The sequence below is a fragment of the Chitinophaga sp. RAB17 genome, assembly GCF_052114225.1.
In the GTDB taxonomy this organism is placed as follows: domain Bacteria; phylum Bacteroidota; class Bacteroidia; order Chitinophagales; family Chitinophagaceae; genus Chitinophaga.
This window is the reverse complement of the sequence record NZ_JBFREI010000011.1, coordinates 165,570-185,415: the sequence shown is the minus strand read 5'-3', so window position 1 is coordinate 185,415 and position 19,846 is coordinate 165,570. Positions and strand designations below refer to the sequence as shown.

The following is a 19,846-nucleotide window of genomic DNA, read 5'->3' as shown; positions in this document are numbered from 1 at the left end:
ACCATGAAACGTTTTAATATACTCTTTGCTGCCGCAGTGTGCCTGTTGTTATACGCATGTAAGAAAGACATGACAGGACCATCTGTAGATGATAATGTGCTGAATTATAAAATAAATGAAATACCCGTCACACAGGATTATGTGGTAGGTGCTTTTTATTACAGCTTTGGTGGCTGGAATGGCGCCATTAAAGAAGTGCCGGTAGTGGGCACTTATAGCTATCCCAGTGGGGTGCCTGCTGCGGGCGTAATGGCAAAGCATATTGGTTTCGCTAAAAAAGCCGGACTGGATTATTTTGTTTTTTCTTTCCGTTCGCCCAACAGAGATGCCAACAATTTCAAATCGGATTCCACTGTGATCCGTTCTTTTATCAATGCCGATGGCGAAGGCAACATGAAGTTTGCGATGATGTATAATTTCTCTACCGGATCCTATGGCGTCAGCGCTGTTAATCCGCTGGAAAAAGACAAGGTAAAGCTGGAGCAGTTCTTTCAGGACTTCAACAGGGTGATACCTTATATGAAAGATGCCAACTACATGAAAATTGATGGTAAGCCGCTGATCTATATTCAGAATGCACAGGTGTTGTATTCAGATAATAACAAGGCCATCTATGATACCCTCAGGAATCGTTTGAATGCACAGGGTATCCAGGCTTACATTGTAGGGATGCAGGATCGCTGGACACCGCCGGCGCGCTACGCCATTCGCTTCAAAGGATGTGTAGATGCCATCTATCACCAGTCATTCAGTTCACAGCCCAACAACTGGGACCGCTGGTATGTATTGCCGCAGGCGATAGATCAGAACTGGAAATATTCCAAAGAATATTTTGCACAGAATTTCGGCGCGGACTATGTACCGAATATTACGCCGGCATATAACTGGCTCATAGGCAACCCCACGAGTACCAATCCAAACTATCCGCGTTCAGATAGTGGCGCTTTATTCAGGCAGCTGTGTAACGTAGCTAAAATGAATGCCAGCAGTAAAACAAGAATGGTGATGGTAGATGCCTTCAATAACTGGCAGGAAGATATGCAGCTGGAGCCTGCGCAGAGCTACGGCGAACTGTATCTCAATATCGTTAAACAACAATTTAAAAAATAACCCTGGATACCTATAGAATCGTGGAAGATTCTCTTTTGATCAAGTAATAATAGAAGGGGCTGATCCGCAGCCCCTTGTTTTTTATAGCAATAAATGAAATGATGGAGAAGGTATTAAATAGCAGCCTTCACTTTTTTCCGGTGATTCAGTCCCCAGTTGAGCATGGCTTCTGCCACAGGTATAAAGGTGCGGCCATATTCTGTGAGGGCATAGCTTACTGCTACCGGTCCGGATTCACTACTGCTGCGGATGATGAGGTCATTGATTTCCATTTCTTTCAACTCCTTCGATAACATTTTGGCAGAAATGCCTTCCAGGTCACGTTGCATTCGTTTGAAAAAAATGGTTTCTGCCTCATGGATATAGAGATAAGCCAGTATATACAATCGCCATTTGCCGCTCCATAACTCCGCGCTGTCGCGCAGCGCCAGTAAGGCTTCTTTGCACTGGTCGGAATGACGCTTTATTTTTTTAACTCTAATCATTGCTGCTGCCGGATTTGCCGGTTACCTGTAGTTAACCGTGTCGTGAAATAACGCTGTTTGTATGCAATTTAGCATAACAAAAATCAATAATAATGAACCAGGATAAAACGATTATAGTGACAGGTGCCACCGGGCAGGTAGGCAGTGCTACCGTAATGCAGTTGTTAAAAAAAGGATTTACAGTAAAGGCATTGGTGAGAGATGCTGCCACCACAAAAGCGCAGACATTGGCGCAGGAAGGTGCTGTGCTGGTAACCGGAGATATGAATGACGCGGCGGCTTTAAAAGTGGCTTTTGAAGGAGCATATGGGGTGGTGAGTATTCAACCGCAGCGTATCAGTGAAAATGTGGCAACGCCGGGCGCGCCTGCCGGTTTCACAGATGATGACCAGGTAAGGTATGCGCAACTGGTGGTGGATGCTGCGGTGGCGAACCAGGTAGCGCATGTCATTTATTGTTCGGTAGCCGGCGTAGATGTTCCCGGGTTGCGCATTTTTGATATGAAGCGCAGGGGAGAGGAATACCTGCGGGCTTCCGGTTTGCCGTTTACGATGTTGCGCCCATATAATTTTATGGAAAATTACTTTGGTGGATGGGGAGACTGGGCCCGGGAAGGAAATGGACAGTTGCCAAGCCCTATTGCCCCTCATGTAAAAGAACACCTGGTGGCTACTACAGATATCGGAGCCTTTGCCGCGATTGCATTTGCACAACCGCAACATTTTATCGGCCAATCCATAGAGCTGGCCGGGGATGCACAAACGGTAGCGGCTACAGCCGCCTGTATGGCCCGTTTGTCGGGTAAGGAAATCAATTACGTGAATATTCCTGCGGCAGCCTTGCAACAAATAGACGGACGCCTCGCGGAAGCCGTGGAATGGCTGAACAGCGCTGACCTGCGGGTAAATATTCCAGCCTTGCGGCAGTGGCATCCCGGGTTGCTTACATTTGAAGCCTGGTTGCAACAAAAGATCAACCACGCATTGTAAGGAAAACCTTTTTATTGGTTGAAAACGAATGAATGATTTATTTTATATATATTAGATGTGGAAATTGCAGTGGATTTTTTCTATGCCCTATAAATTCAACAAGTGAAATACATCATTCCTATTTTTATCCTGCTGGCGAATAGTCTGACTACGCTTGCCCAACAAAATGAACTGAAGGAAATCCTTAACAAGATCAATATGGCTGTGGGAAGCACTCCGGCTGGGCAATATACCTTAAATGAGGACTATAAAAAGTCGGTACCCGGCCAGAAGCCGGTTCATTCGGTGAGTGTATCTACCTCGTATTTCAAAATAAATAGTAAGGATAAAGTGATCGGTTATAAACTGGCCGCCGTCAGGAATGATAGTACCTACCACAAAATATACGATGGAACAACTATTGTGGAGCTATCTGAAAAAATAGCCACGGTAACGGATGCACGTAAATATCCTGATGAAGCAAAACGGCTGCGCAGCGATGAATTATTGTTTCCTTTCATTATTTCTGCCAATATCTTTTTGCAACAGTATAAAGCAGATAGTCTTATTAATAAAATACAGCTGCTGCCTGAGGAAGTCGTTAACGGCGAAAAATGCTGGAAGCTGATGCCGCAAATGGAGGGGAGCGAAAATAAAAAAGTAAAGGTGTATTACTATATCAACCAAACCTCTTTTCTGCCGGTAAAAGCTGTCACAGAGTCGCGGGTACCTGTAGGAAAGGTGATAGAGACCACTGTGTTTACACATGCCATAGAACAACTTAAAAAGTATAAAGTAGCGGACAGCGTTTTTACGATCAGTGCCATGAATGGTTACAATTCCGTGAAGGAATTTTCAGGTGCCGGCAATGCATCGAACGCTAAGTAAGCAGCGCACAGCAGATTACACCCGATGCCACCTGTCATCGGGAAAAAAGGGCCAGTTGAAACCATCATCAGGGTATTATCACCGTCAGGTCTTTCATGATATTCAGGTCCAGCATAGCATTGCCGCCAATGTGTGCCTTTTCGGAGAACTGCCAGATACTCCAGTCCTGCCAGCCAACCGGGCATTTCAGTTTGTTCGCATCTCTGATGGAGTAGGCCGCCAGCCAGAGGTGATATTTTCCCAACGTATGATCCTTTGGTAACTTCCGGTCGAGATATTCTTTCCTGCTGTAGATCACTGGTGGAACGCCGGTAGACTGAATGATCTGTTGAATGAATATTTCTATCCAGGCCAGGTAATCTTTTTTGGAGAGCGGCGTATCCCAACTGCTTTGATCTTCCAGGTCCAGCACCAGCGGGAGTGCCGGTTCGGGGAGCTGTTGAAGGATGATCACCGCAGCATTTGCTTCTGCTATAGCATCCGTTTGCAGTGTGCCTCCGTTGCGGGTATCTGGTCTGCAGAAATGATAATAACCTGTTTTAAGGCCATTTGCATGCGCATTCTCTGCATGTGCTTTGGCTTTCTGATCGGGAGTGCCTACACCTTCGGAAATTTTGATGTAAACAAAACTGATACCGGCATGTATCATCGCATCCCAGTCGGGCCGCGAGTTGTAATGTGAAACGTCTGCGCCCAACAGGTAATTCTCCGGAAGATTTATCGGCAAATCTTCCAGCGGAAACATTGCAGGCTCGGGGAGTGCCATGAGCCCACCACCCCAGTAAAAATAGCCATCCCGGTCTTTATACCATTTGCCCAGTGAAGGGTCCGAGATGTTTTTTACTTCCGTGCCTTCAAATTTAAATCCCTGGAGCACCGTGCCAATGATGCTGCTTTTGTCTGTAAGCTTGGCGGGGACACGATTCCGCTTGTTTAGTTTTTTAACAGTTACGATGAGTTGCATAATATGCTGCAGCCTCCTGCTGCTTTAAGAGTTAACAAATAAGGGTCTGTGAGTTACACATGATCCGTTGAAATAGCAGGACTGGCCCGCACGGACATAACGTCAAAACTTTTGTGTTTTGCATAAAAATCTTTTGGGGAGATGAGTAGTTATTTGGGGTTGAATTAAAAATCAAATAGTGATTCCTGTATCCAGACTATAGGTGTCCGCCAATGTCAGCGTCAAAAAAAGGATCTCGTCTTAATTTTTTGGGGCCCATCTGCATGGCAAATAGTTCCCAAAAATTAGTACAAAATCCTGAAAAATAAAAACATAAAATTATTACGGCTTAAACTCCAGCCTGTCCGGCGTGAACAGGTGCTGATAGAACAATGTATTTTTTTCAGGAAAAGGAGTGAGAGGAAACAATATAGGATAGACGCTTACAGTTGAAGATCATTGATTATGTGCTAATTTAATATCATAAGGCGCCATTTTGGTCCCTGCTTCCGTATATTTGAATCCCACATTTATATTAGCTGGTAAAATTTAAAGATGGATTTTATTGAATTTAAGCAATCCTTGCAGGATGCACATCCTCCAAAGCAACTTTCTGTGTACCTGGAATCGCTGTGGTATGATGGCAAAGGCAACTGGAAAAAAGCGCATGACCTGGTAGATGATTTACCGGGAACTGAGGCTGCCCGGGTGCATGCCTATCTGCATAGGGTAGAAGGAGACGAATCAAATGCAGACTACTGGTATCGCCGGGCTGGCACCAAACGTCCTGCCTATACGAAAGAGCAGGAATGGGAAGTATTAGTCAATCAATTTTTAAAATAAAGAACAACTGTTTATAAGGAAGATTATAGGCAGCTTAGCGTGTATATTTTACATTTGTCATTGATTATTAGTGCATAAAAAAGCACTAATTTGTTTATTATTTGTATATTCCACGTGGCGTTAGATCTATAAAATATTAAATAGTTAGTTATTTTAGTTTTTTAGCGGAGTATGTGGAAATTTATCCTTTTACTATTTATATCTGTTCACCTGATTACAAATGCTGGTTATGCTCAGTCCTATGGATTACGCTTTTCTAGTCATGAAGTAGTGCAGGAAAGACGAACAACGCTGAACCTCACTTCCTCCGGGCCCCTCTGTTTTAAGAAAGACGCAGAGATTTCTTTCGACCTGAACTTCTTACCTTATAAGGAAACATATTTCGGATATGTACTAAGAGTTATTGCTGCCAACAACCAGAATATAGACCTGGTATATAATCAGAAGGAACGCACCTTTAATTTTCTGATAGGAGAAAGTTTTTCACGGGTGTTTGCGGTAGACTCACTCGCGCTGTTCGGCAAATGGACGCATTTCTCGATTCGGTTTGATGTAGAACATAATGAGGCCGCCATCTTTGTAAATGATAAAATTATTGCCAAAGGCGCTGCCAAATTAGGAGCACCGGTATGTGTCCGCGTATTTTTTGGCACCAATACTTACGAAGGATTTCAAACGGTAGACATACCGCCCATGAACCTCCGGAATATACTGGTAAAAGAAAGCGGCACTGTTAAATACAACTGGCCACTCTCTGAAAATACCGGCAATACCGCCACTGATATCGTAGCAGGGAAAACTGCGGTTATCAACAACGCCAACTGGATAGGACCCAAACATCGGAACTGGAGCCTGGTACAGCATTGGGAAGTTAGTGGTACCCCAAGTGTAGCATTCGACAGAAATACAGAAGTACTCTATATTGTATCCGCAGACTCTTTATATAATATCTGCTTTAAAAATGAACAAACGCACGGCATCCGGCTCACGCAACGACTGGATAGCCTGATGCCGGGTAATCAGTCGGTATTCAATCCATTTAATAATAAACTATATAACTTTTATATTGATCATAAGAAAGCCGGTGCATATGATTCTTCCTCCCGTAAATGGGACGTGACCTATTCGCCGGATCTGCTGACCGTTTTCTGGCAGGCCAATAAATTTATATCAGCGGCGGATTCATCGCTCTATATCCTTGGAGGCTACGGCCAGATGCAGTATAAAAATACGGTGCAACGCTACCATTTCGCTGACAGGAAATGGGATTCCATTCCCACTACCGGTGAACGCCTCATTCCCCGCTACCTGGCGGCTGTTGGCAGCACCCCGGATGGCGATACGGCCTATATCCTGGGAGGATATGGCAGCAATAGCGGCAACCAGGTGGTGAACCCACGACACTATTACGATTTGATGGCCTTTGCGGTAAATGATCATTCCTTTCATAAAATTTATCAGTTGCCGGAACCACCGGCGCAGTTTTGCTTTGCCAACAGCCTGGTCATAGACCCGGATACCAAAGCCTACTACGCGCTTATTTTTCCGGATGATAAATTTAATACCACCCTGCAGCTGATTGAAGGATCCTTGCTGGAACCTAAATACGCTCCGCTGGCCGATGCGATCCCGTACTCTTTTCATGATATTAAATCTTTCGCCGACCTGTATTATTGCAAAGACAGTAAAAAACTGGTGGCGGTAACATTGTACACATCCAAAGATAATGTCACGGCAGTAAAAGTATACACCCTGGAATTTCCGCCGGATGTGATGATCACAGATACTTCCGGTCTCCCGGATTTTGCCGGCTGGTATTACCTGTTGCTGATTCCACTGGGCGCACTCGGTATCCTTTTATTCCTGAAGAAGTACCGCAGGCAACCAGCAACCACCACCACTGGTCCGGTGACCGCAGATGCAGCGGCGACTGTAATACCGGCAACACCCGCTACTCCGGCGCCAGCTCCGGCATTGCCAGAAGAAGCAGCGCGCATTCCTGTACCCGAAGCTGAGAAAAAAGGCAATGTCTTTTTCTTCGGTCCATTTGAAGTACAGGATAAAGACGGACAGGATGTCACCAAATTCTTTACGCCTTTACTGAAGGAATTATTCCTGCTGATCGCCATTAATACGATCCGTTCCGGGAAAGGTATTTCTTCTGATAAACTATATGCTACTTTATGGCGCGATAAATCCAGCAAGGAAGCACAGAACAACCGGTCTGTAAATATGGTGAAGCTGAAGGCTATACTTGATAAGCTGGGTACCTGTGCATTCGTGAAAGAAGCCGACAGGTGGAGCTTACAATATGCTGCTGCTGATATCCGCATGGACCTGGCAGATTTTCAGCACCTGCTGCAGGCACCACGTCCTTTGCAAAAACAACCGGTGCGTGAACTACTGAGTATTCTGAGGAGAGGTTCCTTCCTGCCCGATGCCAATTACAGCTGGCTGGAAGATATTCAGTCAGAGATCTCCAATAATGGCCTCGATATTTTAACCGAAGCGGCTCTGCAGTTTAAGACAGATCCGGAACTCCTGATTGAAATTGCTGATAGTATTTTCCTGTTTGACCCGGTCAATGAAGAGGCCCTGCGGCTGAAATGTAGCAGCCTGGTCCTGCTCGGCCGGCACTCCCTGTCTAAAACAGCCTTCAATAAGTTCACCAAGGAATACCTGCACATGTACGGAGAAGAGTTCCCGCATCCGTTCACCGCCTATTCAGGCGACAAATAAGCGGAGGGGAGCGCCTTCGGCGCTTGTCTTTACCCAGGATTAAGATGATTTTGCTGATTTTATTTCTTGATTATAATGATCGTTTTTGTTTTTAAATGCTTTCATAAACAAGAGGTGGATCTATCTTAAAAAGAAATAAAATCATTAAAATCATCTTAATCCTGGGTAAAGACAAAGGCCAAGGGCCTTCCTCTCCACTCTCTCCGCGCTTAAATAAAACTTAATTCTCATTTTTTCCTGTTGTTAGTGCATTATTAGTGCTGCTATTAAGGCTGGCCGTATAAATTGCATTGAAATGAATAAGACAAGATTCCACGACTATGGCACTCAGGCCGCTTTATTACAAAAGAAAAGAATGCTGGTGATTAAAATCATCAGCATTCTTTTTCCCTTTATGTTGCTGGGTGGTTTGGAAGCAGGACTAAGATTATTCCATTATGGTCATGACCTGCGGTTATTTATTACTGCTCCGGACAACAACGATTATTATATACTGAATCCCGATGCTTCCCGTAAATATTTTTCCAACCAGGAAATTGCCACTACCGGCAACAGGGAGTTATTTAAAAAAGTAAAGGATACCAATACCCTCCGGATTTTTGTTTTGGGAGAATCTACTACTATCGGCTATCCCTATTTTCATAACGGCTCGTTTCACCGCTGGCTGCAATACCGGTTGATGCATAACTGCCCGGATAAGCGGCTGGAGATCATTAATCTGTCACTAACGGGCGTTAATTCCTATACCGTAGAAGGGTTTGCAAAGGAATTACTGCCTTATCAGCCGGACGCTGTACTTATATATACCGGGCATAATGAGTATTATGGTTGCCTCGGCACTGGCAGTACCGATAAGATAGCAGGCAGTCCTTTCCTGATTCACCTCATCTTACAATTGAGGGAGTACCGCCTCACGCAGCTGATGGCGAATACGCTGCAGCAATTATTCGCGCTGAAGCCATCCAACCCGGAAGGCGAAGGCAAAACGCGGATGGAGCTGATGGTGGCCGAGCAGGAAATTCCTTTCGGATCTGCCACGTACGAAAAGGGGATGGCGCAGTTCACGGCTAATATGGACAACACCCTGCGCCTGCTCAACGAAGCGCAGGTGCCTGTTTTTTTCAGTAACGTGGTGTCCACAGAAAAGGACCTGTTTCCTTTTATCAGCATCACACCGGATAGCACAAAGTTTCCCGGCTTCACTCCACTGTATAAAAAAGGAGAACAGCTATTAGCCGAGGGCGACTCCACAGCTGCGCAAAATGCGTTTCTGGCGGCAGACAATATTTACCCGGTGCATGCCGGCTGTAATTATTACCTCGGCACATTACTTTTTCAGAAAGGAGATACTACCAATGCAAAAGCATATTTCGATAAGGCGAGAGACCTGGATGGTCTCCGTTTTCGGGCACCTTCCCGGCTGAATCTGATCATCCTGGAATTATGCAGCAAATATAAAAACGCGCACCTGGTAGATGCTAATGCGGCATTTGAAGCCAACAGCAAGGGACATATCATCGGCAATGACCTGATCCTCGAACATGTGCATCCGGACCTGAAAGGATACGCTATATTATCCGATGCTTTTTATAAAGCCATGAAACAACAGGGCCTTATAAAAGTAAGTGCTGCCGAAGAAATGACCTTTGCCGCCTTGCAGCAAAACATGCCGTTAACGATTGTAGATTCCTTATCGGGGGCCTATAAAATAGCCAAGCTGAAAAGAAGCAAGCCTTTTAATACTACTTCAATAACAAGCGATACTACGCTGATTTCCACCCCGGAAGAGCAACTTGCTTATGAAGTTGCTTTCAGACATACTTCCTGGGCTGCCGCCATGGAGCAACTATATCAGGGATACAATCAGCAGGGCAATTTATCGAAAGCGGGCACCATCGCAGAAGCATTTGTACAGGAGCATCCAACGGAAGCGGCCTGGTATGAAATAGCCGCTAACTATAACGGCAAAGAAAATAATACCGCCGCAGCCACTTTTTATTTCAAACAGGCATTCGCTTTATCGCCTTCTTTTAAATCGGCCAGGATGCTTTTTGTATTGTACCTGCAACAGGATAAAACAACCGAGGCATTGCCTTATCTGGATTACGCCATCGCCAATAATGAGCAGCATTTGAATTTGGCACCTGTGAAAACGTTACTGATGCAGGTGTTGCAATTGCAGCGGGCGGCAGCTAAAGATCCCGGGAATGTAGACCTGATGAATGAAATAGCCGAGCGGTATTTTAAAATGGGTAATAAACCAGGTGCGGAGTTATACGTAGAAAAGGTATTACAAACCTCACCCGGCAACAAAGCCGCACTCGCATTACAAAGTCAGCTGAAAAAAGTATAGGTCATGCAGAAAAATTCCGCCGTTATCACCCGGCAACAATGCATAGAATTCGGACAGGTAGTTGTGTTGGCAGCTATCGTGGCCGCGTTGTATTACCGGAATTTTCAACTGGTGGCACTGGCATTGGGGGCATTAACGATCACCATTTTAGTACCACAGCTTTTTCATCCGCTGGCCTGGATATGGTTTGGCTTTTCAAAAATACTCGGTGAAATAAATATACGCGTATTGCTGACACTTGTTTTTGTGTTAGTGGTATTACCGGTAGGATTATGGCGCAAACTGCGTGGCAGGGATAGTTTGCTCCTGCGCCGCTTTAAAAAGGACGATGCCTCGGTAATGGTAGTACGAAATCATTTATATACGAAAGAAGATTTGCAGCATACATTTTAAAATAACTATAATTCACAGGTAATGGAATTTCTGCAGGAACTATTTCACTTTTTAAAAACACGTAAAAAGTTCTGGTTGCTTCCTTTGATTGTCATGCTGTTGTTGCTGGCTTCATTGGTGGCATTGACCAGTGTATCTGCACTGGCGCCTTTTATTTACTCCATATTTTAATGGCATTGAGGAAAATCATTCTGGGCATATCAGCATTTTATCACGATAGTGCAGCGGCGCTGATAATAGATGGACAGATAGTGGCGGCTGCCCAGGAAGAGCGGTTTACCCGCATCAAACAGGATCCTTCTTTTCCGGCACAGGCGATTAAATATGTATTGTCAGAAGCAGGCATTTCATTTAATGAACTCACCGCGGTGGCATTTTATGATAAGCCGTTACTGAAATTTGAGCGATTGCTGGAAACGTATCATGCGTTTGTACCACGGGGCTGGCGCAGCTTTCTGGAAGCGATGCCGGTATGGATGAAAGAGAAGGTGTTTATGAAGAAGTTGTTGCGCAAGGAGTTTCGGGTGCTCGGAGCCAGCAGCAATATCCCACTGTATTTTCCGGAGCATCATTTATCACATGTAGCCAGTGCCTTTTATCCCTCGCCCTGTGAAGAAGCGGCAATACTTACGGTGGATGGTGTAGGAGAGTGGGCAACGACTACCATTTCCTATGGAAAAGGAAAAGATATTACCGTGTTGCGGGAGCTGCGTTTTCCGCATTCACCGGGTTTACTATATGCCGCCTTTACTTATTTCCTGGGCTTTAAAGTAAACAGCGGTGAATATAAATTAATGGGACTGTCGCCGTATGGGCAACGGGGCTCCCTGCAGACCGCTGCTTTCCGGGAAAAGATCCTCACTACGTTAGTGGATATACGAAAAGATGGATCACTGTTGTTGAACATGGACTATTTCGAATTTGCCACCGGTATGAAAATGACGGCTACGGCTAAATGGGAAGCTTTGTTTGGCATGTCGCGGCGGGAGCCAGAGTCGGACATCACGCAGGAGCACATGAACCTGGCGATGGCTATTCAGCAGGTAACGGAAGAAATAGTGGTGGCGCTGGCACGCACGGCAAAAGAAATCACGGGCAGTCATCACCTGGTGATGGCAGGTGGCGTGGCATTGAATGGCGTAGCCAACAGCAGGATCAGGGACGCCGGTATTTTTACAGATATATGGATACAGCCGGCAGCAGGTGATGCGGGAGGAGCTATCGGTGCTGCATATGCAGCGTACCATATTGGTATGGAACAGGAACGGATTTTTGTTCCGGGAGAAGATAGTATGCAGGGCGCCTTCCTTGGCCCAGCCTATGGCGACCGCGATATCAAAAATATGATAAGCCGGTATGATGCAAAAGGAGTGTACTGGTCAGATTTTAATGCACTAACGGATTTTATTAGTGCACAGTTATCTGAAGGAAAAGTAGTAGGCTGGTACCAGGATCGGATGGAGTTTGGTCCGCGCGCACTCGGCAACCGCAGCATCCTGGCTGATCCGCGGAGAGCGGACATGCAACGCCTGATCAATCTGAAGATTAAATTCCGCGAAGGTTTCCGTCCGTTTGCGCCGGCAGTACTAGCTGAAGATGCGGCCGATTATTTTGAAATGAACACGGCATCTCCTTATATGTTATTTGTAACGCCGGTGAAAAAATCGTTGCGGCTTGCCGTGAATGATGATGCCTCTACTTTATATGAACGGTTATATGAAGTACGTTCTACTGTTCCTGCTATCACGCACGTAGATTATTCTGCGCGTGTACAAACCGTGCATCGTACGCTCCATCCAAAGTTCTGGGGACTTATTAATAGTTTTAAAAAACGTACTGGTTGTGCGATGCTTATCAACACCTCTTTTAATGTAAGAGGGGAGCCGGTAGTGAACACACCCTCCGATGCGTGGCTGGCTTTTATGCGCACAGAAATGGATTATCTCGTAACAGGTAATTATGTTTTTGAACGCAGTCAGCAAAGAGCTTTGCCCGCAAATATGTTTACCGCATTCGATAAAGACTGACCAGGTTATTCATCTCACTAAAATTTTAAAAAAAATATAACATTAATGCCCTTGTTAGTTCATTATTAGCGCTGCTGTTAGGCCAATGATACTTACTTGCAGGGTATTATTTTTTATCAATCGAAATATCGTTCGCGTTATGAAAAGATTACTATTGCTGATGCTCCTCGCATCGGGCCTGCTGCAGGCCTATGCACAAAAGCAGTTGACAAAGGGTAAAGTGCTGGATGAAGCCGGCCAACCACTACCCGGAGCAACTGTCAGAGTAAAAGGTACCAACATCTCAAGTCCAGCCAATGGTACGGGCGACTTCCAGATCGCAACCGGCGATGCCGCGTCTCCGATACTGGTAATTTCTTACATCGGCTACATCACAGAAGAAGTAGCTATTACTGGTGACAACATCACCGTTCACCTGAAAGCAGATTCACGGTCACTGAATGATGTGGTCGTAGTAGGTTATGGTACGCAAAAGAAAAGAGATGTAACAGGTGCTACCAGCTCCGTAAAAGCAGTAGATATTGCCAAACGTCCTTTGGTAAGGGTAGAACAGGCTTTACAGGGTACTACTTCCGGCGTCACTGTTCAGAGTAACAGCGGTCAGCCTGGTAAAGGTATCAGTGTAAGGATCAGGGGTGCAAGTTCCATCACCGGCGGTAACGATCCGTTGTATGTAATTGATGGTTACATTGGTGGCAACCTGGAGTCTATTGCTCCCAGCGACATTGAAAGTATGGAAATTCTGAAAGATGCTTCTGCCACAGCTATCTACGGTTCCAGGGGGGCCAACGGTGTGGTAATGGTAACTACCAAATCCGGTAAGTCTGGAAAAACGAGAGTGGATTTCAGTACCTGGTTAAGCAAAAATATGCTGCCAAAGAAACTGGATCTGATGAATGCATACAACTTTGCACTGCAGAAAAATCTGAAAGGCCAGGTAACCGGTACAGGTAGCCCTTTTACAGCTGCCCAACTGGCTGCATTCCAGCAAAATCCAAATGTTACCGACTGGCAGGATGAATTAACACAAAAGCCATTAGTGCAGAATTACCAGGTAGGTGTATCTGGTGGTTCAGAGAATGTGAAATATTATTTCTCCTATAGCCATCTTGACCAGCCAGGCATCCTGATTAACTCCGGTTATAAAAGAGATGTGCTGAGAGCGAATGTGGATGTTAAGCTGAATAAGAAAATGGACCTGAAAGTAAATATTACGGGTTTGTTGCCAACATCACATAATACAGATTTCTCAGGCGACCTCACGGATCCGTTTTCACAGGCGAGTATATGGGATCCCACCAGTCCTGTTAAAGATGCGCAGGGAAACTATATCTCAAGATCTAATTTTGCGGCGCTTTCTACCAACCCGGTACAGAATATCATGAGCCGTTCAGTAGATGGAAAAACTTCCAACATGACCGCTACCGGCGTTTTTACTTATCGTATTATGGATCACCTGACATTTACATCCAATAATAGTTATGAGTTGCAAAGTCAGCAAACGCAATGGCTGATAGGCCCGGGAACAAACGAAGCATTTAACGGTAATGACTATGCGAAAGTGGAAAACAGCCGCTACAGAAGCTGGCAGAATTCTAACTTCCTGACCTATAATAACCGCTTCGGAGACCACTCGCTGACAGTAACGGCTCTCGTGGAGCAAGCTTCTAAAATGAATAACAATACCATTGCGCAGGCTAATAATTTGTCTACCTACAGTCTTGGCTACTGGAACCTTGGATTAGGTAAAACCCAGTCCACCAGCAGCGGCTACTGGGCAGACGCCTTGATTTCCTACATGGGTAGAGTAAACTATACCTTTAGAGATAAATATCTGTTGACGGTTTCTGTACGTACAGATGGTTCTTCTCACCTGATAGAAAAATATTCCACTTTCCCCGCAGTAGCTGTAGGATGGGCAGTTGACAAAGAAGGATTTATGGCCGGTTCCAAAGTAGTAACAGGGCTGAAAATCCGCGCCAGCTATGGCCAGACAGGTAACCAGGCAGTACCGGCATATTCCAGTATTGCGCAGGTGGGAACCTCTTCTCCTTACTATTTCGATGGCAGCACTCCCAGTGTAAATACACCATTAGGAACACCGGTATCTTCCAGCCTGAAATGGGAAAAGAATACTACTTATGATGTGGGCGTGGATATGGAATTATGGAATGGCCGTTTAACATTTGCTGCGGATGCCTATAATAAGAAAGTTACAGATCTGTTGTATAACACAGATAACCCTTTCTATTATGGTGGCGGAAGCTATCAACGTAATATCGGCAGCGTAAAAAATACAGGTCTTGAGTTCAGCGTGGGTGGTACACCTGTTGTTGGAAAAGATTTCAAATGGACCAGTAACTTCAACATCTCTTTTAACAGGAATGAAGTATTGGATCTGGGAGGTCAGGACAATGTTATCGTAAATGGTATTGGTTCTGCTCAGCAGGGTGTATCTATTATTAAAGTAGGTCAGCCGCTGGGTACCTTCTATGGTTATAAATACCTGGGCACCTGGAAATCTGAAGAGAAAGCGGAAGCTGCTTTGTATGGCAAGAAACCAGGCGATACAAAATATTTAGATATCGATGGTGACAAAAAACTTTCCGGAGCAGACCTTACTACTATCGGAAATGGTATGCCTAAATACTATTTCGGTTTCACCAATGATTTCTCTTACAAAAACTGGAATCTGAATATCATGTTCCAGGGTACACACGGTAACCAGATGTATTCTTTCAGCCAGGCCTTTATCATGGGCGGACTGGGTGATTCCCGTGATGCTACCAGTTCAAAGATCCTCGACATGTGGACACCAGATAAACAGACGGATGTACCTGTTTACGGTAACCCTAATGAAATCAGAAGCAGCCGGTATGTATATGATGCCAGCTATATTAAACTGAAGAATATTTCTTTGACTTACGGCGTACCTGAAAACCTGTTAAGCAGAATTCATGTACGCAGCCTGGATGTTTATATCAGTGCCCAGAATATCTGGACAATTACGAATTTCCCCGGCTATGATCCGGAAGTAACCAATGCTACCAACGCTATCACACAGGGTTTGGAAGCAGGTACCATACCTAATCCGAAAACCTATACTGTTGGTTTAAGACTTGGTTTATAATTGAATAGCGCGTAAGTAAAGGATTCTGTTTTCTAAAAAATTATTATCATGAACAAAAAATATTTCCTTCCTTTAGCCATTGCAGCCATGATTGGTGCATCGTCCTGCGTGAAGCTGACGGAAGATCCAAAAGCAACACTTACTCCCGGCAACTACTTTAATACCCAAAGCGAGCTGGATGGCGCAGTTACTTCTGCTTTCAGAGCACTGGCTTTAGATGGCGCCTGGGGATTCACGAGTAAAATGACTTCCTACTACGGGTCTGATGACCTGACCACCCATCCGGAGTCGAATAAAGCAGAACAACGTGAGTTCGACAGGTTACAGGGTACCAGCACAAACGGTAGTCTGAGAGCGGAATGGGAAGGCCCCTGGAATACAATCTACCAGGTAAATAACGTGATTACCAACTACGAAAAAGTAGCCGCCACTACACCGGATGCAATTCAGAAGCGCACTTATTCCGGCGGACAGGCTTACTTCCTGAGAGGCATCTGCTATTTCTATCTCGTAAGAACATTTGGACCGTTACCGATTGTGACCGGCCCGGCAGAAATTACCGTTACTCCGGGAAGACAAGGACAGGATAAAGTATATGCGCAGATCATCAGCGATCTGAAAAAAGCAGCGGAGATGTTGCCCGACAAATGGCCTACAGGTGTAGACGTAGGCAGACCCGGCGCACTGGCTGCCAGGGCAGTACTGGCCAACGTATACCTGACCATGGCTGGATGGCCGCTCAACCAGGTATCCAATTACAGTCTGTCAGCAACAGAAGCCAAGGCAGTAATAGATTCCAAAAAGTTTGACCTGATGGCTGATTACCTGGATGTATTTAAAACCAATAACAACATTGAATCTGTATTTGGCCTGGAATATAACGTGGCTGGTCAGTTGCCTAACCGTTCCTTTGGCGCTACCTGTATTCCTGATGATGAAGGTGGATGGGATGACTTCTTTCCTGAAATCAACTACTTCAAGGATGCACCGGTTTGTAAACGTACAGATGAAACATTCCATACGCAGATTAAGAATAATAAATTTGGCCTGGTGAGCTGGGATGATCCAAGAACCGCTACTCACCATCCTTATTATAATAAGTTCCGTTATGGCGCAGGCGATGGCATCGTTGAAACACCTACCAAAGTGATCAGCTTTAACGCCAGCACCAACAAAACAACGGATGTAGTTCGTTTCGCAGAAACATTGCTGACTTATGCAGAAGCATCTGCTATGGCTGCCAACTCCGTTTCTGATGACGCATACGAAGCATTGAACAAGGTGAGACGCCGTGCCGGTTTAGCTGACATTAAAAAGGGTCTTACTGCCGTAGCTTTCCGCGATTCCGTTGTGGCAGAACGTAAATATGAATTCGCCGGTGAGTTTGGACAACGTTGGTTTGATATCGTTCGTTTGCAATTATTACCACAGGTGATTGCCCGGCGTGATCCGAACGAATTCGTGGATCGTCCGCTGAACCCTGCTGCCGTATTGAACCCAGGGCCGAAATACCTGGCGCCGATTCCAATCCGTGATCTGAATCTGAGCCCGGGATGGACGCAGAACCCATCTTACTAAGCAATTTTTGATTTGGCCTATAAATAGTTTAATCATGCCTTGTGCATGATTAAACTATTTTGTTAATTCGCTGCACAGGCTATGAGAATTTCTTACTGTGCATAAACTTTAGTGAATGAAAAAAACAACGTGGAAGCTGTACAGCCTTTTGTTGCTGACACCCTTTGTATGCTTGTCCGGCAGCGCTACAGCGGCTGTTCCGGACACAATTCCCGGCCATAGGCAGCCTGTTGACCTGATTGACCCTACCATTGGCAACGTTGGACAATTACTGGAACCTACCCGCCCTACGGTGCAGTTGCCCAATCAGCTGATCCGGTTTACGCCGCAACGCAAGGACTACATGGATGACCAGATCTCTGATTTCCCATTGACCATTGTATCGCACAGATTAGGACAGGTATTTTCGGTGAAACCTTCTGTAGACGCCCCCGCAGCAGCCGGATGGGAGAAGAGACTGGCATATGATCATAACCTGGAAATCAATCAGCCCTGGTATTATTCTACCTGGTTACTGAATGAAGAAGTAAATGTAGAATTTACCGCCGGTAAAAAAACGGGCTACTACCGTTTTCGTTTTCCGCAGGGGAAAAATAAATCTTTATTATTTGATGTATACAATGACGGCGATGCCTCGTATAACTTCCTGCCAGGCAATGTAATGACCGGCATGGAAACTTATAACGGTTATGTGAAGGTATATATGTATGGCGTTTTCAGTGAAGCCGGTACACCCGGTGTAGTAGAGCAGGGGCAATTGAGTAACAATAAAAGCATTGCTGGTAAAGGCGTTAAAGCTTATATCAGTTTTCCGGTCACTACAAAAGAAGTCACTTTTAAATATGCCATCAGTTATATCAGCCCGGCACAGGCAAAGAAAAGTTATGAAGACGAAATCAGTCGTCAGCAATTTGATGCCGTAGCCGCCAACGGTAAAAAAGTCTGGTCCGATGTAATGTCGCAGATCAAAGTAAAAGGAGGTACCCTGGCACAGCAACGTTCTTTCTACACAGCCTTATATCGCTCGTATGAGAGAGCCGTAGATATTACAGAAGATGGACAGTATTACAGTGGCTATGATAAACAGATCCATAAAGACAACCGTCCTTTTTATGTAGATGACTGGACCTGGGATACTTACCTGGCGCTGCATCCGCTGAGAATGATCCTCAATCCTGCGAAGGAAGAAGATATGCTGGAGTCGTTCGTACACATGTATGAGCAAAGCGGCTGGCTGCCTACTTTCCCGGTGTTGTTTGGAGATCATGCCTGTATGAATGGTTTTCATTCTTCCGTAGTCGTATTGGATGCCTGGAGAAAAGGGCTGAAGAAATTTGATATTGAAAAAGCCTACGAAGGCATGCGTAAAAATGCCACCGATGCTACCATGTTGCCATGGCGTAATGGTCCTAAAACCGTACTGGATGATATCTATCATACCAAAGGTTATTTCCCCGCTTTGCATATAGGGGAGAAGGAAACCGTAGCAGAAGTACACCCATTTGAAAAACGGCAGGCCGTAGCAGTAACGCTGGGTGGCGCCTACGATGACTGGGCACTTGCTGAACTGGCAGGAGATCTGAATAAAAAAGATGATCAGCGTCTTTTTGCACCAAGGGCAAAAAATTATAAAAACCTGTGGAACGCCGATAAGCAATTCTTTTTGCCGAAAGATGAGAAAGGCGCCTGGATCGATATCAATGTAAAATATGACGGCGGCATGGGCGGTCGTGATTACTATGATGAAAATAATGGCTGGACTTATCTCTGGCAGGTGCAACAGGATATTCCTGGTTTGATTGGACTCATGGGTGGTAAACAGGCATTTGAAAACAGGCTGGATCAGTTGTTCCGCGAACCATTGGATATGTCGCGTTATGCTTTCTGGAGCAAATTCCCTGATGCCACTGGCCTGGTGGGTCAGTACTCTATGGGAAATGAGCCCAGTTTCCATATTCCGTACCTGTATAACTATACCGGTTCGCCATGGAAAACGCAGGAGCGTATCCGCTTCCTGCTGGACACCTGGTTCAAGGATAACATCTTTGGTATTCCCGGTGATGAAGATGGTGGTGGGATGTCTGCTTTCGTGGTGTTTTCTTCTATGGGCTTTTATCCGCTTACACCTGGAATTCCGGAGTATACCATTGGTAGTCCTGTATTTGAGAATGTAAGCATTGCCTTGCCCAATAAGAAGCAATTTACCATTGTCGCACACAACAGCTCGGTGGTCAACAAATATATACAGCAGGCGAAGTTTAACGGCAAGCCTTTAAACAAACCTACTTTCACCCATCAGCAACTGGTAAATGGTGGTACCCTGGAACTGTTCATGGGACCTAAGCCTAACAAAAGCTGGGGCGTTCAGTAAAATCGTTTTCCGGTTTAG

The 19,846-nt window shown here is 45.3% G+C and carries 14 protein-coding genes; 12 read left to right on the top strand and 2 right to left on the bottom strand.

Annotation, left to right across the window (positions count from 1 at the left end; genetic code table 11):
• Nucleotides 1-3: 3 nt before the first annotated feature.
• Entirely contained in the window at nucleotides 4-1,110 is a 1,107-nt protein-coding gene (locus AB4Z08_RS28590) for a glycoside hydrolase family 99-like domain-containing protein (RefSeq protein WP_441577208.1), read from the top strand.
• A 113-nt stretch (nucleotides 1,111-1,223) separates the two neighbouring features.
• On the opposite strand, the gene AB4Z08_RS28585 is transcribed toward AB4Z08_RS28590, so the two are convergent.
• Entirely contained in the window at nucleotides 1,224-1,595 is a 372-nt protein-coding gene (locus AB4Z08_RS28585) for a winged helix-turn-helix transcriptional regulator (RefSeq protein WP_441577207.1), read from the bottom strand.
• Nucleotides 1,596-1,687: 92 nt separating this feature from the next.
• Here AB4Z08_RS28585 and AB4Z08_RS28580 point away from each other — a divergent pair, with 92 nt between their 5' ends.
• Entirely contained in the window at nucleotides 1,688-2,584 is an 897-nt protein-coding gene (locus AB4Z08_RS28580) for an NmrA family NAD(P)-binding protein (RefSeq protein WP_441577206.1), read from the top strand.
• A 102-nt stretch (nucleotides 2,585-2,686) separates the two neighbouring features.
• Complete coding sequence (locus AB4Z08_RS28575; protein ID WP_441577205.1) at nucleotides 2,687-3,451, top strand: hypothetical protein; 765 nt, start codon at nucleotides 2,687-2,689, stop codon at nucleotides 3,449-3,451.
• Nucleotides 3,452-3,518: 67 nt separating this feature from the next.
• On the opposite strand, the gene AB4Z08_RS28570 is transcribed toward AB4Z08_RS28575, so the two are convergent.
• Nucleotides 3,519-4,415, bottom strand: coding sequence for a glycoside hydrolase family 25 protein (locus AB4Z08_RS28570; RefSeq protein WP_441577204.1), 897 nt, complete (start codon nucleotides 4,413-4,415; stop codon nucleotides 3,519-3,521).
• 534 nt (nucleotides 4,416-4,949) lie between these two features.
• Between AB4Z08_RS28570 and AB4Z08_RS28565 the strand changes: the two genes are divergently transcribed.
• The 9 genes from AB4Z08_RS28565 to AB4Z08_RS28525 all read left to right on the top strand — a co-directional run bounded on the left by AB4Z08_RS28565 (nucleotide 4,950) and on the right by AB4Z08_RS28525 (nucleotide 19,828).
• The gene (locus tag AB4Z08_RS28565) at nucleotides 4,950-5,237 is read left to right on the top strand and encodes a hypothetical protein (protein ID WP_441577203.1); all 288 of its coding nucleotides are present in this window, start codon (nucleotides 4,950-4,952) and stop codon (nucleotides 5,235-5,237) included.
• Between the two features lie 171 nt (nucleotides 5,238-5,408).
• A complete protein-coding gene (locus AB4Z08_RS28560; RefSeq protein ID WP_441577202.1) occupies nucleotides 5,409-7,976 on the top strand; it encodes a hypothetical protein in 2,568 nt (855 codons plus the stop codon).
• A 295-nt stretch (nucleotides 7,977-8,271) separates the two neighbouring features.
• Nucleotides 8,272-10,329, top strand: coding sequence for a tetratricopeptide repeat protein (locus AB4Z08_RS28555; RefSeq protein WP_441577201.1), 2,058 nt, complete (start codon nucleotides 8,272-8,274; stop codon nucleotides 10,327-10,329).
• A gap of 3 nt (nucleotides 10,330-10,332) precedes the next feature.
• Nucleotides 10,333-10,722 (top strand): SxtJ family membrane protein, encoded by a 390-nt coding sequence (locus AB4Z08_RS28550; RefSeq protein WP_441577200.1) that lies wholly within the window; start codon nucleotides 10,333-10,335, stop codon nucleotides 10,720-10,722.
• A 21-nt stretch (nucleotides 10,723-10,743) separates the two neighbouring features.
• A complete protein-coding gene (locus tag AB4Z08_RS28545; protein ID WP_331961853.1) occupies nucleotides 10,744-10,893 on the top strand; it encodes a DUF5989 family protein in 150 nt (49 codons plus the stop codon).
• Nucleotides 10,893-12,749, top strand: a complete 1,857-nt coding sequence (locus AB4Z08_RS28540) for a carbamoyltransferase family protein (protein ID WP_441577199.1) — start codon at nucleotides 10,893-10,895, stop codon at nucleotides 12,747-12,749. Before AB4Z08_RS28545 ends, AB4Z08_RS28540 begins: the two co-directional genes overlap by 1 nt.
• Nucleotides 12,750-12,888: 139 nt before the next feature.
• A complete protein-coding gene (locus tag AB4Z08_RS28535; protein ID WP_441577198.1) occupies nucleotides 12,889-15,879 on the top strand; it encodes a SusC/RagA family TonB-linked outer membrane protein in 2,991 nt (996 codons plus the stop codon).
• 48 nt (nucleotides 15,880-15,927) lie between these two features.
• Complete coding sequence (locus AB4Z08_RS28530) at nucleotides 15,928-17,457, top strand: RagB/SusD family nutrient uptake outer membrane protein (protein ID WP_441577197.1); 1,530 nt, start codon at nucleotides 15,928-15,930, stop codon at nucleotides 17,455-17,457.
• Nucleotides 17,458-17,572: 115 nt separating this feature from the next.
• Nucleotides 17,573-19,828: a GH92 family glycosyl hydrolase gene (locus tag AB4Z08_RS28525; RefSeq protein WP_441577196.1), complete on the top strand. Its 2,256-nt coding sequence runs from the start codon at nucleotides 17,573-17,575 to the stop codon at nucleotides 19,826-19,828.
• The last annotated feature ends 18 nt before the right edge of the window (nucleotides 19,829-19,846 follow it).

What these genes read in the sequence shown, in the direction of transcription:
- AB4Z08_RS28585 (WP_441577207.1), bottom strand. Translation starts at nt 1,595, where the DNA reads ATGATTAGAGTTAAAAAAATAAAGCGTCATTCCGACCAGTGCAAAGAA.
- AB4Z08_RS28535 (WP_441577198.1), top strand. Translation starts at nt 12,889, where the DNA reads ATGAAAAGATTACTATTGCTGATGCTCCTCGCATCGGGCCTGCTGCAG.
- AB4Z08_RS28555 (WP_441577201.1), top strand. Translation starts at nt 8,272, where the DNA reads ATGAATAAGACAAGATTCCACGACTATGGCACTCAGGCCGCTTTATTA.
- AB4Z08_RS28525 (WP_441577196.1), top strand. Translation starts at nt 17,573, where the DNA reads ATGAAAAAAACAACGTGGAAGCTGTACAGCCTTTTGTTGCTGACACCC.
- AB4Z08_RS28565 (WP_441577203.1), top strand. Translation starts at nt 4,950, where the DNA reads ATGGATTTTATTGAATTTAAGCAATCCTTGCAGGATGCACATCCTCCA.
- AB4Z08_RS28545 (WP_331961853.1), top strand. Translation starts at nt 10,744, where the DNA reads ATGGAATTTCTGCAGGAACTATTTCACTTTTTAAAAACACGTAAAAAG.
- AB4Z08_RS28550 (WP_441577200.1), top strand. Translation starts at nt 10,333, where the DNA reads ATGCAGAAAAATTCCGCCGTTATCACCCGGCAACAATGCATAGAATTC.
- AB4Z08_RS28560 (WP_441577202.1), top strand. Translation starts at nt 5,409, where the DNA reads ATGTGGAAATTTATCCTTTTACTATTTATATCTGTTCACCTGATTACA.
- AB4Z08_RS28590 (WP_441577208.1), top strand. Translation starts at nt 4, where the DNA reads ATGAAACGTTTTAATATACTCTTTGCTGCCGCAGTGTGCCTGTTGTTA.
- AB4Z08_RS28580 (WP_441577206.1), top strand. Translation starts at nt 1,688, where the DNA reads ATGAACCAGGATAAAACGATTATAGTGACAGGTGCCACCGGGCAGGTA.
- AB4Z08_RS28530 (WP_441577197.1), top strand. Translation starts at nt 15,928, where the DNA reads ATGAACAAAAAATATTTCCTTCCTTTAGCCATTGCAGCCATGATTGGT.
- AB4Z08_RS28570 (WP_441577204.1), bottom strand. Translation starts at nt 4,415, where the DNA reads ATGCAACTCATCGTAACTGTTAAAAAACTAAACAAGCGGAATCGTGTC.
- AB4Z08_RS28540 (WP_441577199.1), top strand. Translation starts at nt 10,893, where the DNA reads ATGGCATTGAGGAAAATCATTCTGGGCATATCAGCATTTTATCACGAT.